Here is a 14,836-nt window from a genome sequence, read left to right as displayed (position 1 = left end):
TGCCGGTATCGTCGTCCACTATTGCCGGCCCGATGTCCGTTTTGTCCGTCCGATCGCTGAGCTGCCGCCGCGGCGGACGGCCCGTCTTTCACGACCTCGGTTTCGACGTGGCGGCCGGCGGCGCCGTGCTGCTCACCGGCCGCAACGGCACGGGCAAGTCCACCTTGCTGCGGGTCGTGGCCCTGCTGACGCCAGCGCGGCGCGGGGAGATCACCTGGCAGGGCGAGGATGTGCGTGCCGGCGCCGATGCCTGGCGGGCGCGTCTGGCATGGCTGGGACACGCCGACGCCATCAAGGGCGACCTGACGGTGCACGAAAACCTCGAGGCGGCGCAGCGCCTGCGCACCGGCAGCGTGCCGGCGCATGCATTGTGGGACCGGGTCCTGACGCGCTTCGATCTGACGTCGTTGCTGGAGCGGCCAGGGCGCTACCTGTCGGCGGGCCAGCGCCGACGCGTTGCGCTGGCCCGCGTTGCGCTCAGCGAAGCAACCGTCTGGCTGCTCGACGAGCCGGCAGCGGGGCTCGACGAGGCGTCGCGACAGTCCCTGCAGGCGGCGATCACCGACCACCTCGCGACAGGAGGCATCGCGGCCATCGCGACGCATGGTGAGATCGTTCTGCCCGAGGCGCAGACGCTGGACGTCGGCCGGTTTGCGCCAGATGACGCGGCCGAAGCCGACTCCTGGGTGTGAGTGGCATGAGTCGCTTCGCTGCCCTGGTGATGCGCGATCTGCGGCTGGTGTGGCGGCGGCCGGGCGATGCGACCGTGGTGCTGGCCTTCTTCGCGCTGGCGGCCAGTCTCTTTCCGCTCGGCGTGGGACCATCGCTCGAAACCCTGGCCCGGATCGCCCCGGGCGTGTTGTGGGTCGCCGCCCTGTTTGCAGCCCTGTTGTCACTGGATCGCCTCTTCGCCGACGATCTTGCCGACGGCACGCTGGAGCAGCTGGTCCTGGCGCCGTTGCCACTGGAACTGACGGCGCTCGCCAAATGCTTGGCACACTGGATCGTGACTGGTTTGCCGCTGGCGGTTCTGTCACCAGCGCTGGGACTGCTGTTCGGCCTGGATGCACCATCCATCGCGACTCTCACGGGATCATTGCTGCTGGGCGCACCAAGCCTGTCGCTGCTGGGCGGGCTGGGAGCGGCCTTGACCCTGGGCGCCCGTCGGGGTGGCGCGCTGGTGGCCTTGCTGGTGCTGCCGCTGACGGTGCCGGTACTGATCTTCGGCGTCGGGGCCGTGGAGGCGCTGAAAAGCGGTGATGGCGTGCTGGCGCATTTCGCCCTGCTGGGCGCTTTCCTGGCCGGTGCGCTGGCCATCACGCCCTGGGCCATGGCGGCAGCCCTGCGGCAGGCGGTGGAGTAGACAGGCCATGCAGAACCGGGAATAGAGACGGCCAGGAATGTCCATGTCGTCGATCCACATTCTCGCCAACCCGGCGCGGTTTCAGCGCTTCAGCGCCCGCATCTTGCCGTGGCTGGGCGCCCTTACCGCGCTGCTGTGGGCCGTCGGGCTCTATATGGCGCTGTTCGTGGCGCCGCCTGACTACCAGCAGGGCGAGACGGTGCGCATCATGTTCATCCATGTGCCGGCGGCCTGGTGGTCGATGGCGGGCTACGCGCTGCTGGCCGGGCTGGGGGCCGCGCTGCTGGTCTGGCGTCATCCGCTGGCGGCATTGATGGCCCGCGCCGTGGCGCCGGTCGGCGCCGCCTATGCGCTGGTGTGCCTGGTCAGCGGCTCGTTCTGGGGACGCCCGATGTGGGGCACCTGGTGGGTGTGGGACGCCCGGCTGACGTCGATGCTGCTGCTGTTCTTCCTCTATCTCGGCCACATCGCGCTGAGCCGCGCGTTCGATGATCCCGAACGCGGTGACCGTGCTGCCGCGGTGCTGGCGCTGGTGGGGGTGGTGAACCTGCCGGTCATCAAATTCTCGGTCGACTGGTGGAACACCCTGCATCAGCCAGCCTCGGTATTGAAGTTGGACGGGCCGGCCATCCATCCCTCGATCCTGACGCCGCTGCTGGTGATGGCCGGCGCCTATCTGGCGCTCCTGGTCTTCCTGGTGCTGTTGCGCACCGAGACGGAAATCGGCCGACGGCGCCTGGAAACGGCTGCGTTGGGTGGCCGCTGAGGGGCGATTCGCCGCCGCGACAGGCGGTCGACAGCGGCCTATATAGGCGGCCGGAGGGAAGCATGGGCGGGTTCCTGTCGATGGGTGGCCACGGCGCCTATATCTGGCCGGCCTATGGCATTGCGGTGCTGGCGCTGGGCGGCCTGCTGCTGTGGTCGCTGTGGTCGCGGGCGCGGGTGCAGCGCGAGCTGCAGGCGCGTGGCCTTGACCGTCGCGCGCGGCGATCCTGACCGGGCACCGGACATGACACCCAAACGCAAACGGCTGTGGCTGCTGCTGGGATCGCTGGGTGCGCTTGCCGTCGCTGTGGGCCTCGTGCTGGTCGCGCTCAACGACAACTTGGTGTTCTTCCAGTCGCCAACCGAGATCGCCCAGAAACCGCCCAACGCCAACACGACCCTGCGGGTCGGTGGCCTGGTGGCGCCCGGCAGCGTGACCAAGAGCGATGACGGCCTGGTCACGACCTTCGAGGTGACCGACACCAATCACACGCTGAAAGTGAGCTACCGTGGTGTGTTGCCGGATCTGTTCCGCGAAGGCCAGGGGATTGTCGCGCTGGGATCGATGCGGCCCGACGGTATCTTTGCGGCGCGCGAAGTGCTGGCCAAGCACGACGAGAAGTACATGCCGCCGGAAGTTGCCGACGCCCTGAAGAAGGCCGGCCGCTGGAAGGAAGGCGAGCCGATCCCGACAACCGGCAGCAAGCCATGATGGACGTGACGGCATGACCCCCGAACTCGGCCACTACGCCCTGGTGCTGGCGATGTGCGTGGCGGTGGCGCAGGGCACGCTGCCGTTGCTGGGTGCCCGTCGCGGCGATCCCGGCATGATGGAAGTCGGCCGCACGGCGGCGCTGGCGCAGCTGGCGCTGGTGGCGCTCGCCTTCATCGCCCTGATGCAGGCCTATGTGGTGTCGGACTTCACCGTCGCCAACGTCGTGCGCAACAGCCACACGGCCAAGCCGCTGCTCTACAAGATCTCCGGTACGTGGGGAAACCACGAAGGGTCGATGCTGCTGTGGGCGCTGATCCTGGCGCTGTTCGGCGCCGGCGTCGCCGCCTTTGGCGGCAATCTGCCGGCCAGCCTGCGGGCGCGCGTGCTGGGAATCCAGGGACTGATCGGCCTCGGGTTCCTGGCCTTCATCCTGTTCACCTCCAATCCGTTCGAGCGTGTCGATCCGCCGCCGTTCAACGGCGACGACCTCAACCCGCTGCTGCAGGATCCCGGCCTCGCCTTCCACCCGCCGCTGCTCTATCTCGGCTATGTCGGGTTTTCGGTCACGTTCAGCTTCGCGATCGCCGCCTTGCTCGAAGGCCGCGTCGATGCCGCCTGGGCCCGCTGGGTGCGGCCGTGGACGCTGGCGTCTTGGTGCTTCCTGACCTTGGGTATCGCGCTGGGCTCGTGGTGGGCCTACTACGAACTGGGCTGGGGCGGCTTCTGGTTCTGGGACCCCGTCGAGAACGCGTCGTTCATGCCATGGCTGCTGGGCACCGCCCTGCTGCATTCGGCGATCGTCACCGAGAAGCGCGATGCGCTGAAGAGCTGGACCGTCCTGCTGGCCATTCTGGCGTTTTCCCTGTCGCTGCTGGGCACGTTCCTGGTGCGCTCCGGCGTGCTGACCTCGGTGCATGCCTTCGCGCAGGACCCGGCGCGCGGCCTCTACATCCTGGGCTTCCTGATCATCGTTACCGGCGGCGGGCTGGCCCTCTACGCGTGGCGGGCACCGAAACTGGCACCGGGCGGTCTCTTCGTGCCGATCAGCCGTGAAGGCGGCCTGGTGTTCAACAACCTGCTGCTGGCCACGCTGACGCTGACCGTGTTCCTGGGCACGCTCTATCCGCTGGCGCTCGATGCGCTCGATGCCGGCAAGGTGTCGGTTGGTCCGCCGTTCTATGCCGCCACCTTTATCCCGCTGTCGCTGCCGCTGCTGGCGGCCGTGCCGATCGGGCCGTTCCTGGCCTGGAAGCGTGGCGACCTCGGCGGCGCCTGGCGACAACTGCGTGCCATCGCGGCGGTGGCCGTGCTCGCCGGCATAGTGACGCTGTTCATCGCCCACCACTCGGTGGTGCTGGCGGCCTGTGGCGTCGCCGTCGCCGTGTGGCTGGTGCTGGGTGCCGTGCGCGAACTGGCGCGGCGCATCCAGCTCTTCGGCGTTCCGCTAGCCGACTCGCTGCGCCGGCTCGCTGGTCTGCCGCGGGCGGCAATCGGCATGACGATTGCGCATGCCGCGCTCGGGCTGATGGTCCTGGGTATCACGGGCGTATCGGTATGGCAGAGCGAGACCATCGTCGTGCTGAAGCCGGGCGCCTCGGTCGCGCATGCCGGATACGACGTGACACTGGAGAGCGTGCAGCCTCTGCGCGGACCGAACTATGCCGCCGAGCGCGGCCGGCTGGTCTATCGTCGCGGCGGTGCGGTCGTGGCGACCTTGGAGCCGGAACGCCGGCTCTATGCCGTGCAGCGGCGGGCCACCACCGAGGCGGCGATTCGCACGACAGTGTTTGCCGATCTCTACGCCACCATCGGGGAGCAGGACGGCAAGGGCGGCTGGACGGTGCGGCTCTACCATAATCCGCTGGCGCCATGGATCTGGCTCGGCGCGGCGCTGGCCGCATTCGGTGGTTTCGTATCGCTGAGCGATCGGCGCCTGCGGGTCGGTGCGCCGCGCGCCGCGCGCAAGCCCGCGGCACAGCCGGCGGAGTGAGTGGTGACCAATCGTTGGCTTTATGCGTTGCCGCTGCTGATGCTCGTCATCATGGGCGGTTTTTTCGCCTACGCGCTGACGCAGAGCCGCAATCCCACCGATATCGGCGCGCCGTTGCTGGGCCACAAGGCGCCATCGATCGATTTGCCGCCGCTGCATGACGGAGGCAGTCGCCTCACCAGTGCCGACTGGTTGGGCAAGGTCACGGTGGTGAACTTCTTTGCCTCGTGGTGCGCGCCCTGCCTGGTGGAGCATCCGCTGTTCCTGCGCCTGAAGAGCGAAGGCGTGCGCCTGCATGGCATCAACTATCGCAACAAGCCCGAGGAGGCCAAAGCCTGGCTGGGGCGCCTCGGCGATCCCTACGAGCGCATCGGCGCCGACCAGGAAGGCAGGGCCGGCGTCGAGTTCGGTATCAGTGGCGTGCCGGAGACGTTCGTGATCGACAAAGGTGGCATCGTGCGCCTGCATCTGCGCCGGCCGCTGACGGCGGATGACATCAACAAGACCATCCTGCCGCTGGTCAAGGAGCTGTCGAAGTGAGCCGGGAGCGCGCCACTCCAGTGGCGCACCTCAGGCGAAAGCTTTCGCTTTCGCCTGAGCGCATAGCGCCGGATTTCAAGCGGCGCCGAACCATGAGCCGGCCCTTCAGTCAAAGGCGAAAGCATTCGCTTTCGCCGAAGGTGCGCCACTGGAGTGGCGTGCTCCCGGCACTCCTCGTGCTGGGCATCAGTATGTCGGCACTGGCGGTCGACCCGGCGGAAATGCTGCCCGACAGGGCACTGGAAGCGCGGGCGCGCACGATCTCGGCCGAGGTGCGCTGTGTCGTCTGCCAGAACCAGTCGATCGACGACTCCAATGCCGAGATCGCGCGCGACATGCGGCGCGCCATCCGCGAGCGGCTGACGCAAGGCGACAGCGACGCGCAGGTGATCGCCTTCCTGCGTGCGCGTTACGGTGACTTCGTGCTGCTCAAGCCGCCGTTCGACTGGCGCACGGGATTGATGTGGCTGGGCGCACCGCTGGCGCTGTTGCTGGCGGCCTTCGCGCTGTGGCGCGGCGTGCGACGGACGCAGGCGCGCCAGGCCGGACTGTCCAACGCCGCCGACCTCTCACCTGGTGAGCGCGCGCGACTGGATACCTTGCTCGACGAGGATCGCGAGGCGCGGCCATGATGCTGCCGCTGGCTCTCGCGCTGATCACGGCGCTGGCGATCGCCGCGCTGCTGATGCCGCTGTTGCGGCGACGCTTCGAGCCGACGCGGCGCCTGGATCATGATCTGGCGATCTACAAGGACCAGCTGGCCGAGGTCGAGCGCGAGCGTGCGGCCAATCACCTGAGCGAGAGCGAGGCAAAGGCCGCCCGCGTCGAGATCGAGCGGCGGATCCTCGCGGCGGCCGCGGCCGACGACGCGGCGAGCGTGCCTGTGCCGCAACGCCGGCGCTTCCTGCCGACGGCCATCGCCATCCTGGTGCCGCTGGCGGCGTTGGGAATCTATTTCCAGGTCGGCCATCCGGAATTGCCGTCACAGCCCTTTGCCGAACGGCCCAAACCGCCAGAGCCGAAGGTGGCGGACGCCGCGCCGATGGAAATGGTCCGCCGCCTGCGCGAGCGCATCGAGAAGGATCCGAAGGATATCGAGGCTCACCTCGGATTGGGCCGGGCGCAGCTTGCGATCGGGCGTGTGAAAGAGGCCGTCAGCGCCTTTCGTGCCGCGCAGCAGATTGCACCGGATCGCGCCGACGTGCTGTCGTCGCTGGGCGAGGCGTTGACCTTCGAGTCCGATGGCGTGGTGACCCAGCCGGCCCGCGAGACGTTCGCCGCGGCGCTGGCGCGCGATCCCAAGAATCCCGGCGCTCGTTTTTATCTCGGACTGGCCGACGCCCAGGCCGGCGATGCGGCATCGGCGTTGAAACGGTGGCTCGACCTCGAGGCCGAGTCGCCGGATGGCGCGCCCTGGCTGGAGACCCTGGCGCGTGAGATCGCCCGGGTGGCGACGCAAGCCGGCATCGATCCCAAGACCATTCGCCCCGATCGCAAGGATCGCAAGCCGTCCGGCATGACGCAGCCGTCGTCCGACGATGTCAAACGGCTGGAGCAACTGCCGCCCGAGCAGCGGGACCAGCAGATCCGCGCCATGGTCGATCGGCTCGCCGAGCGGTTGAAGGAAACGCCTGGTGATGTCGAAGGCTGGCGGCGCCTGGCGCGCGCGCGCAGCGTGCTGGGCGAGCACGACAAGGCGGCCGAAGCCTACGCCACGGCCGACAAGCTCAAGCCGGATGATCCCGAGATCCTCGCGGCATGGGCCGAGGTGCGGTTGCGCCGCGACGATGCCGGCATCAAGGCATTGTCGCCCGAGACGGTCGCCGTCCTCAGGCGCCTGGAGAAGGTCCGGCCCGACAACGGCCTGGCGTTGTTCTTCCTGGCCCAGGCCGACGAGGCCGCTGGCGACAAGCCCAGCGCCATCCGCCGCCTGCGCCGGTTGCGTGATCTGATGCCGACGGATGCAGCCGCCCGTGTCGCGATCGAGAAACGCCTGCAGGTTCTTGAGAGCAAGTGATGGATCTCTCCGCAAACGGGAGAAGATTTTATCGATCGTCACGACTCTCTTGATGGGAGAAATCGAATGCTATTCGCCCACCGCTCTTGGTAGCATCCCGCCTTCGAACGGAGACCGACATGCCCGACAGCCTGACGCCGCCGCCGGCGGGACCAGCCCTGCTGAACGCCGACGAAGCGCGTGCCTTGGTGGCGAGTTACGCCAAGCCCGGCACGTTGGCCGTCGCCAAGGATATCGGCCGGATCGATCGGCACCTGCGCCACTTCATCGAGATATCGCCGTTCTGCTGCGTGGCCACGGCCGATGCTGAAGGCAACCAGGATGTCACGCCGCGCGGCGATCCGCCGGGCTCCTTCAAGGTCTTCGGCGAGCACACGGTGGCGCTTCCGGACCGGCCCGGGAACAACCGCCTCGACACGCTGAAAAACCTGCTGGTGAATCCGAAGATCGGCCTGATCTTCCTGCTGCCTGGCATGGACGAGACCGCACGCATCAACGGCGTCGCGCGACTCAGCACCGATCCCCAGCTGCTGGAGTCGATGGCGGTCGAAGGCAAGAGTCCGAAGTGTGCGATCGTCGTGGAAGTCCGCGAAGCCTACCTGCACTGCGCCAAGGCGTTCCGGCGCTCCAGGCTGTGGGATCCGGCGAGCCGGATCGACCGCAGCACGCTGCCGTCGCTGGCCAGCATGATCCGCGACCAGATCGGCATGTCGGAACAGGACACCAAGCAGGCCGAGGAGCGGATCGAGAAAGCCTACCGCGAATCACTGTGGGCGCCGTTGAGCTGACCCGGGAGAACGCGCGCTTCCTGCGCGCTACGCGCCGAGCTTCATGCGGATCGTAAAGCGGTCCGCGCGCGCCAGCATTTCGACGTATTGCACCGTGCGGCGACGCTGGTCGCGCATCAGGCGTATGACCTTGAGCATGGGGGCGCCGACGTCAAGCCGCATCAGGCGCGCGACCGCCGGGTCGGCCATCGTGACCGACACGATCTGTTCGCCCGATGTCGGCCGCACGCCGGAACGCGCCAGCAGGTGATTGATCGATTCGCGCTCCATGTCGGCCGAGTCGTAGGCGCGGCCGAGTTTTTCCGGCGTCCATGTCGTGATGTACATCAAGGACTCGCCATCGGCTTCGCGCAGCCGTACCGCGCGCTGCATGCGCTCGCTGGAGTGCCGGCCGAAGGCGGCGTTGATCTCGGGTGGCGTCTCGATGTACTCGAACTCGATGATCCGCGCCGTCGTGCGTTCGGACAGCGTGTCGATCTGGCTGATCGTGCTTGCGATGAGGCCCAGCGGCTTGCCGTTGGCGGTGGGCCGGGCCCGCACGAAGGTGCCGCTGCCCTGTCGCCGCTCGATCAGGCCGGCGTTTGCCAGTTCACCCAGCGCACGCCGCACGGTCACCCGCGACACGTTGTAGTCGCGCGCCAGGTCATCTTCCGTCGGCAGAGCGGCGCCGGACTTGTAACGACCAGAGTCGATTCCGTCACGCAGCACGAGACAGATGATGTGATAGAGCGGTACCCCGGAACGCCGACTGCTAGTGCGCACGCAACCCCCTGTCGGCAGTCCGCTCACAAACGCCTATGCAACCGCCGGTCGAGAGGTAGCATAGCCTTGTTCAGCGTGGCCGCGAAGATCGAAATCGCCAGCACAACCGTCATAATAGACCTGCACTGCGTTGCTTCGCCGGCTGATGACACAGACAACATCAATCGGTCGTGCAACGCGCACCGTCGATTCGACGGCAGGCTAACGATATCACGGGACATATGGTTTCACAGGGTGAAATCCATCCATTCCTCATGATGCAAAACATGGCAGCGCCGACCCGGTTCGCCGACCCGGTCATTATGACGCACATCGGATGCGAGGTCGTCCGTCGGTCGGTACGTGGTCCCGGCGGATCGTGTGCCGGTTGTTGATTGCCACTTTCACGGGTGCGCTGACCGCCGGCGTCACGAAGACGGCCGCCATCTTCGTGCAACGATGCAGTGCAGCATCGTGCCGGACGGTCGACGAGAACCCTCAGGCTGGTCGCAACCGTGCCACCAGCTCCTCCTTTACAGGCACGTTAAGCAAGGCGGCGAGGATGCTGAGGCCGATCGCGATCAGCCACACCAGGTCGTACGACCCGAGGCGATCGTAGACATAGCCACCCAGCCAGCCGCCGAGAAAAGCGCCGATCTGGTGGCACAGGAACACGATCCCAGCCAGCATCGACATGTTGCGCACGCCGGAAAATGCCGGCAACGATCGCGTTGGTCACCGGCACGGTGCTGAGCCACAGGAAGCCCATGGCAATGCCGAAGAGCCAAGCCGACACGGTGGTGACCGGCAGGAAGACGAACAGGGCGATGGCGATGGCGCGACAGATGTAGATCGCCGACAGCAGCCAGCCCTTACGCATGCGCGTGCCCAGATAGCCGGCGAGGAACGAGCCCACGACGTTGAAGAGACCGACCAGGGCCAGCACGGCGGCGCCGCTGCCGCCGGACAGTCCCTTGTCGACCAGGAACGCCGGCAGATGGGTGCCGATAAACACCACCTGGAAGCCGCAGACGAAGAAGCCCAGCGACAGCAGCCAGAAACCGCCATGCCGCGCAGCCGTGCGCAGCGCGTCGCCGGCCGACATCTCCGCTGCGACCTGGGCTGCGCTGTTGCGCTCGGACACGCCCAGCGTCAGCGGCAGCATGAGGGCGGCCACCACCGCCATCAACATCAGCGCCATCGACCAGCCGAAAGCTTCCATTACCGACTGGCCCAGCGGCAGCATGATGAACTGGCCGAGCGATCCGACGGCGCCGGAAATGCCCAACGCCATGCTGCGCTTTTCAGGGGCGACGGCACGTCCCACGGCGCCGAACACGACCGAGAACGACGTGCCGGCAAGGCCGATGCCCAGCAGTAGGCCGGTGAACAGCACGAAGCCGCTGGATGATGCGATGTTCGCCATGCCGATCAGGCCGGCAACGTAGAACACGCTGCCCAATGCGACGGCGCGGCCGGTGCCGTAGTGGTCTGCGATGCGGCCGGCGAACGGCTGGGCGACGCCCCACACCAGGTTCTGCAGCGCGATGGCGATCGCAAACACTTCGCGACCCCAGCCATTGTCCTGTGACATGGGGGCCAGATAGATGCCGAAGCCGTGCCGGATGCCGAGCGAGATCGCCAGGATCGCGCTGCAACTGATCAACAATGGCCATAGGCTAGGTCGACGATCGGCGTCGAGCATGGCGCTTCCTCTTCCGCAGCCAGCGGATTGCTCTTTGGGCATCATCCTGCTGGTTGGTTGCATTTGTTGTCGAGCGATGAATTGTCTGGCCTCGGTCGCGAAAACGCGACTTGTCACGGTGGCATGACCTACGGAACGATCACGTCACACGCGGAAGGACACGCGGCGATGGCCGGCAGGACGTTGTTCGACAAGATCTGGGACCGTCACGTCATCACCGATCTGGGTGATGGCTTCGCGCTGCTGCATATCGACCGCAACCTGGTGCACGATCTCTCCGGCGCGCGTGCCCTGGGCGAAGTCGAGGAGAAGGGCTATCGGCTCGCGCATCCGGAACTGACGTTCGCGACGCCCGACCATGCGGTCTCGACGCTGCCGGGGCGCACCAGCGAAACCTTTGCGCCCGGGCACAAGCTGCTGGTGCCGTTGCGACGGCGCGCCAGGGATCTCGGCGTGCGCCTGTTCGATCTCGGCCAGGACGGACACGGCATCGTGCATATCATCGGGCCGGAGTTGGGTCTCAGCCTGCCCGGCCTTACCATCGTGTGCGGCGACAGCCACACCTGCACGCACGGTGGCCTCGGTGCGCTGGCGTTCGGCATCGGCTCGTCCGAACTCGTCCATGTGCTGGCGACGCAGACGCTGGTGCAGCGCCGGCCCAAGCGCATGCGTATCGATTTCGACGGCAGCCTGATGCCCGGTGTGACGCCCAAGGACATGATCCTGCATCTCATCGGCACGATCGGCACGGCCGGCGGCACGGGATTCGCGGTGGAGTATGCCGGCGCGGCGATCCGTGCGCTGCCGCTCGAGGGCCGCTTCACCATCTGCAATCTCTCGATCGAGATGGGCGCCAAGATGGGCATGATCGCGCCGGACGATCATACTTATCAGTATATCGAGGGTCGCGATTTCGCGCCCAAGGGCGCTGCGTTCGACGCCGCCGTTGCGCACTGGCGCACGTTGCCCAGCGACGATGATGCCGGTTTTGATGCCGAGCATCGCATCGACATGGCCACAGTATCGCCGCAGATCACCTGGGGCACCAGTCCGGAGCATGTGATCGCCGTCGACAGTGTCGTGCCAGATCCCGCCGCGGCGCCCGACGAGAACCGGCGGGCGGCGTGGAAGGCGGCACTCGACTATCAGGGCCTCGAGCCGGGCAGGCCGATCGAAGGCACGCGGGTCAACTGGGTGTTCATCGGTTCCTGCACCAACAGCCGCATCTCCGACCTGCGCGCCGCAGCGCAGATCGTGCGCGGCCGCAAGAAGGCGGCACACGTCACCGCCTGGGTGGTCCCGGGCTCGGAGCGCGTCAAGAAGCAGGCCGAGGCGGAAGGCCTCGATCGCGTTTTCGCCGCCGCCGGGTTCGACTGGCGCGAGCCGGGCTGCTCCATGTGTCTGGCCTCCAACGGCGAGACGGTGCCGCCGTTGCAGCGCTCGGTGTCGACATCGAACCGGAACTTCGTCGGCCGCCAGGGCCCGCGCTCGCGCACGCATCTCGCGTCACCTGCGATGGCGGCGGCGGCGGCGATCCAGGGCAGCATCACCGACGTGCGCAAGATGTGAGGCGACGAGGCCGCTATGGACAAGTTCACCCGCCTCGAGGGCGTCGCGGCACCGCTGATGCGGCAGAACGTCGATACCGACGTCGTGATCCGCATCGAGCGCCTGGTCAGCCTGCCGAAAGAAGAGCTGGGTCCGTACTGCTTCGAATCGATCCGCTACCAGCCGGATGGTTCTGAGAATCCCGCGTTCATCTTCAATCAGGCACCGTATCGCGGCGCACCAATTCTGTTAGCGGCCGACAATTTCGGCTGCGGCTCCAGTCGCGAAGGCGCGGTCTGGGCGTTGATGGGCATGGGCGTGAAGGCAGTGATCGCGCCCAGCTACGGTGACATCTTCTTCAACAACTGCTTCCAGAATGGCGTGCTGCCGGTCGCGCTGCCGTCGGCCGAGGTCGAGCGGCTCGCCGAGGAAACGCGTGCCGCACCAGGTAATGCACGTGTCACCATTGACCTTGAGCGCCAGGTCGTGGTCTCGCCACGCGGCCGCGAGATCCCGTTCGATATCGACCCCAAGCGCCGCAAGGCGATGCTCGACGGCGTCGACGACATCGGCATGACGCTTGCGCTCACGGACAAGATCGCGGCCTGGCAAACGCGGGACAAGGCCGAGCGGCCATGGGTGTGGAGCCCGAGCTGACTCAGCGACCTAGCCTAGACGTAACGGCCAGTCGTGAGGTCGAGCGTGAAGTCTGCGTCTTCGTGGGAAGTCGAACGCACGCCGCGCAGCACGTTTCCATCCAGCCTCACAGCGATGACACCGTCCGCCGGCGACAGGTCGGTTTTCCAGAGAGGCCCGTCGGCACCCCATGCCATGACATGCCCGAAGTCGCACAGGACGAGTGCACGCAGTGTCGGCGCAACGACGACATGCGTTACTGGAAAGACGGGGAGCTCGGTCCACAGGGCCGGGTCGGTCGTTCCGATCTCGATCGCCCGTCCCGCGGCTACGACGCAAAGGCGATCGATATGCGGCGAGGCAAAGAGCCCAGAACAGGCCGGCGATGACACATAACCATCCGCGATCATGGCAAGCCACGACACACCGTGTCGGGGCGCGACTTCGATCAACATGCCGTCGCGTCCACCGTCGGTTCCGCCGCCCGGGTAGTAGTGCACCCGCCGCTCGGTGTTGCCCGACGGCAGCTCGGCGAATCGCACGTCGTAGTGATGCGGCAATGAGAGGTCGATGGGCGCAACCATGTCGATCTGCGGAGGCAGCCTTACCCTTACCCGGCGCGCAGTACGGCCTCCACGGCGCGGCCGATCGCCAGCGTGTGCCGGTCGCTCATCGCTTCGCCCATCACCATGAAGCCCACCGGCAACTCGCCGTCTCGATGGCAGGGGATCGACACTGCGCAGCGGTCGAGGAAATTGCCGACGCTGCAGTTACGCAGCAGCAGCATGTTGTTGCGGGTGAAGCCGTCGGAATCGGCCACGTCGGCGATCTTCGGCGCCACGATGGGACATGTCGGCATCACGACGGCATCGAAGTTCGTCGTGATCGCCGACACGCGCTTCTGCAGATCGGCGCGCTGGCCGAGCAGTTCGATGTAGTCGGCAGCGCTCATCTGCGCGCCGCGCTTGATGCGCGGGGCGATGATCGGGTCGTAAAGGTTTTCCCGGCGTGCGATCAGGTCCTTGTGCCAGGCATAGGCCTCGGATGCCGCGAAGCCGCCCTTGGCGTTGATCGCCGGCAGCTCATCGAGCATCGGCAGGTCGATCTCGACAATGCGGACACCCGCTGTCGCCAGTACCGTCAGGGCGCGACTGAAGGCGGCCGACACTGTGGCGTCGAGATCGGTCATCACATAGTTCTTGGGCACCGCGACGCTCAGCGCATTCAGTCGCGCCGGTGCCGGCACGTCGATCGGCTGGGCGGCGAAGACGGCATCGACGATGGCGCAGCATTCGACCGAGTTCGCCAGCGGCCCGATCGAGTCCAGCGAGGTCGCCAGCGGAATCACGCCGTCGATCGGCACGCGCCGCGCCGTCGGCTTGAAGCCGGTCAACCCGCACACGGCCGATGGAATGCGCACCGAACCGCCGGTATCGGTGCCCAGCGCCGCCACCGCCATGCCGTCGGCCACGGAGACCGCCGCACCCGACGACGAGCCGCCGGGAACACGCGACCGGTCGGCCGGATTGCCCGGTGTGCCGTAGTGCGGGTTGGCGCCGACACCGGAGAAGGCGAACTCGCTCATGTTGGTGCTGCCGACGATCACGGCGCCTGACGCGCGCAGGCGCGCCACGACGGGCGCGTCCGCCTTGGCGGGCGGTGCATCGTCGAGCGCCTTGGAGCCCGACAACGTGGTCTCGCCGGCGACGTCGCAGAGATTCTTGATCGATACGGGCAGCCCGGCCAGCGGCGATGCCACGAGCCCGGCCCGGCGCAGTGCGTCACTGGCATCGGCGGCGGCCAGCGCCTGCTGGCGGTAGACTTTGATGAAGGCGCGCGATCCCTCGCCGGACGGATCCGCGATGCGCGCCAGCGCCTGTTCGACAAGCGCGCGGCTGGTGGTGCGGCCGGCCGCAAGGTCGGCGGCAAGCGAAGTGATGGTGGGTCGGGTCACGAACGGCACTCACATGGTGGCAGGCGGTGCCGGACCCTAGCGGCAGATCGCCCGTTCGCAAAGTGCCGTCAACC

At 67.1% G+C, this 14,836-nt stretch carries 16 protein-coding genes; 12 read left to right on the top strand and 4 right to left on the bottom strand.

Annotated features, from left to right (window positions below):
- Positions 1-32 precede the first annotated feature (32 nt).
- The 10 genes from ccmA (at position 33) to FQU96_RS30625 (ending at position 8,178) form a co-directional block, all read left to right on the top strand.
- A complete protein-coding gene (ccmA, locus tag FQU96_RS30670) occupies positions 33-692 on the top strand; it encodes a heme ABC exporter ATP-binding protein CcmA (protein WP_146545182.1) in 660 nt (219 codons plus the stop codon).
- A gap of 5 nt (positions 693-697) precedes the next feature.
- Positions 698-1,363 carry a heme exporter protein CcmB gene (ccmB, locus tag FQU96_RS30665; protein WP_146545181.1) on the top strand — a complete coding sequence of 222 codons (666 nt, stop codon included), beginning with the start codon at positions 698-700 and terminating at the stop codon, positions 1,361-1,363.
- Positions 1,364-1,406: 43 nt separating this feature from the next.
- Complete coding sequence (locus tag FQU96_RS30660) at positions 1,407-2,129, top strand: heme ABC transporter permease (RefSeq protein ID WP_370461474.1); 723 nt, start codon at positions 1,407-1,409, stop codon at positions 2,127-2,129.
- Between the two features lie 62 nt (positions 2,130-2,191).
- Complete coding sequence (ccmD, locus tag FQU96_RS30655) at positions 2,192-2,359, top strand: heme exporter protein CcmD (RefSeq protein ID WP_146545180.1); 168 nt, start codon at positions 2,192-2,194, stop codon at positions 2,357-2,359.
- Positions 2,334-2,840, top strand: coding sequence for a cytochrome c maturation protein CcmE (gene ccmE, locus FQU96_RS30650; RefSeq protein WP_255468637.1), 507 nt, complete (start codon positions 2,334-2,336; stop codon positions 2,838-2,840). The genes ccmD and ccmE overlap by 26 nt, the downstream gene beginning before the upstream one ends.
- A gap of 13 nt (positions 2,841-2,853) precedes the next feature.
- The gene (locus FQU96_RS30645) at positions 2,854-4,833 is read left to right on the top strand and encodes a heme lyase CcmF/NrfE family subunit (RefSeq protein ID WP_146545179.1); all 1,980 of its coding nucleotides are present in this window, start codon (positions 2,854-2,856) and stop codon (positions 4,831-4,833) included.
- A gap of 3 nt (positions 4,834-4,836) precedes the next feature.
- Complete coding sequence (locus FQU96_RS30640) at positions 4,837-5,373, top strand: DsbE family thiol:disulfide interchange protein (RefSeq protein ID WP_146545178.1); 537 nt, start codon at positions 4,837-4,839, stop codon at positions 5,371-5,373.
- Positions 5,374-5,531: 158 nt separating this feature from the next.
- The gene (locus tag FQU96_RS30635; protein ID WP_255468636.1) at positions 5,532-6,005 is read left to right on the top strand and encodes a cytochrome c-type biogenesis protein; all 474 of its coding nucleotides are present in this window, start codon (positions 5,532-5,534) and stop codon (positions 6,003-6,005) included.
- Positions 6,002-7,390 carry a c-type cytochrome biogenesis protein CcmI gene (ccmI, locus tag FQU96_RS30630; protein ID WP_146545176.1) on the top strand — a complete coding sequence of 463 codons (1,389 nt, stop codon included), beginning with the start codon at positions 6,002-6,004 and terminating at the stop codon, positions 7,388-7,390. The genes FQU96_RS30635 and ccmI overlap by 4 nt, the downstream gene beginning before the upstream one ends.
- 119 nt (positions 7,391-7,509) lie before the next feature.
- Positions 7,510-8,178, top strand: a complete 669-nt coding sequence (locus tag FQU96_RS30625) for an MSMEG_1061 family FMN-dependent PPOX-type flavoprotein (RefSeq protein ID WP_146545175.1) — start codon at positions 7,510-7,512, stop codon at positions 8,176-8,178.
- Between the two features lie 27 nt (positions 8,179-8,205).
- On the opposite strand, the gene FQU96_RS30620 is transcribed toward FQU96_RS30625, so the two are convergent.
- Both FQU96_RS30620 and FQU96_RS30615 read right to left on the bottom strand, forming a co-directional pair.
- The gene (locus tag FQU96_RS30620; RefSeq protein ID WP_178130801.1) at positions 8,206-8,940 is read right to left on the bottom strand and encodes a GntR family transcriptional regulator; all 735 of its coding nucleotides are present in this window, start codon (positions 8,938-8,940) and stop codon (positions 8,206-8,208) included.
- A 523-nt stretch (positions 8,941-9,463) separates the two neighbouring features.
- Positions 9,464-10,624 carry an MFS transporter gene (locus FQU96_RS30615; RefSeq protein ID WP_255468635.1) on the bottom strand — a complete coding sequence of 387 codons (1,161 nt, stop codon included), beginning with the start codon at positions 10,622-10,624 and terminating at the stop codon, positions 9,464-9,466.
- A gap of 168 nt (positions 10,625-10,792) precedes the next feature.
- Between FQU96_RS30615 and leuC the strand changes: the two genes are divergently transcribed.
- Both leuC and leuD read left to right on the top strand, forming a co-directional pair.
- Positions 10,793-12,193 carry a 3-isopropylmalate dehydratase large subunit gene (gene leuC, locus FQU96_RS30610; RefSeq protein ID WP_146545173.1) on the top strand — a complete coding sequence of 467 codons (1,401 nt, stop codon included), beginning with the start codon at positions 10,793-10,795 and terminating at the stop codon, positions 12,191-12,193.
- Positions 12,194-12,208: 15 nt separating this feature from the next.
- The gene (gene leuD, locus FQU96_RS30605) at positions 12,209-12,829 is read left to right on the top strand and encodes a 3-isopropylmalate dehydratase small subunit (RefSeq protein WP_146545172.1); all 621 of its coding nucleotides are present in this window, start codon (positions 12,209-12,211) and stop codon (positions 12,827-12,829) included.
- Positions 12,830-12,843: 14 nt separating this feature from the next.
- On the opposite strand, the gene FQU96_RS30600 is transcribed toward leuD, so the two are convergent.
- Together FQU96_RS30600 and FQU96_RS30595 are read right to left on the bottom strand one after the other, a co-directional pair.
- Positions 12,844-13,392, bottom strand: coding sequence for a hypothetical protein (locus FQU96_RS30600; RefSeq protein WP_146545171.1), 549 nt, complete (start codon positions 13,390-13,392; stop codon positions 12,844-12,846).
- Positions 13,393-13,418: 26 nt separating this feature from the next.
- Complete coding sequence (locus FQU96_RS30595; RefSeq protein WP_146545170.1) at positions 13,419-14,762, bottom strand: amidase; 1,344 nt, start codon at positions 14,760-14,762, stop codon at positions 13,419-13,421.
- Positions 14,763-14,836: the final 74 nt, after the last annotated feature.

It is taken from the genome of Reyranella sp. CPCC 100927 (assembly GCF_007859315.1).
Taxonomy (GTDB): domain Bacteria; phylum Pseudomonadota; class Alphaproteobacteria; order Reyranellales; family Reyranellaceae; genus Vineibacter.
Note: the sequence above shows the minus strand (reverse complement) of the source record. Positions and strands in the feature narration are given on the sequence as shown.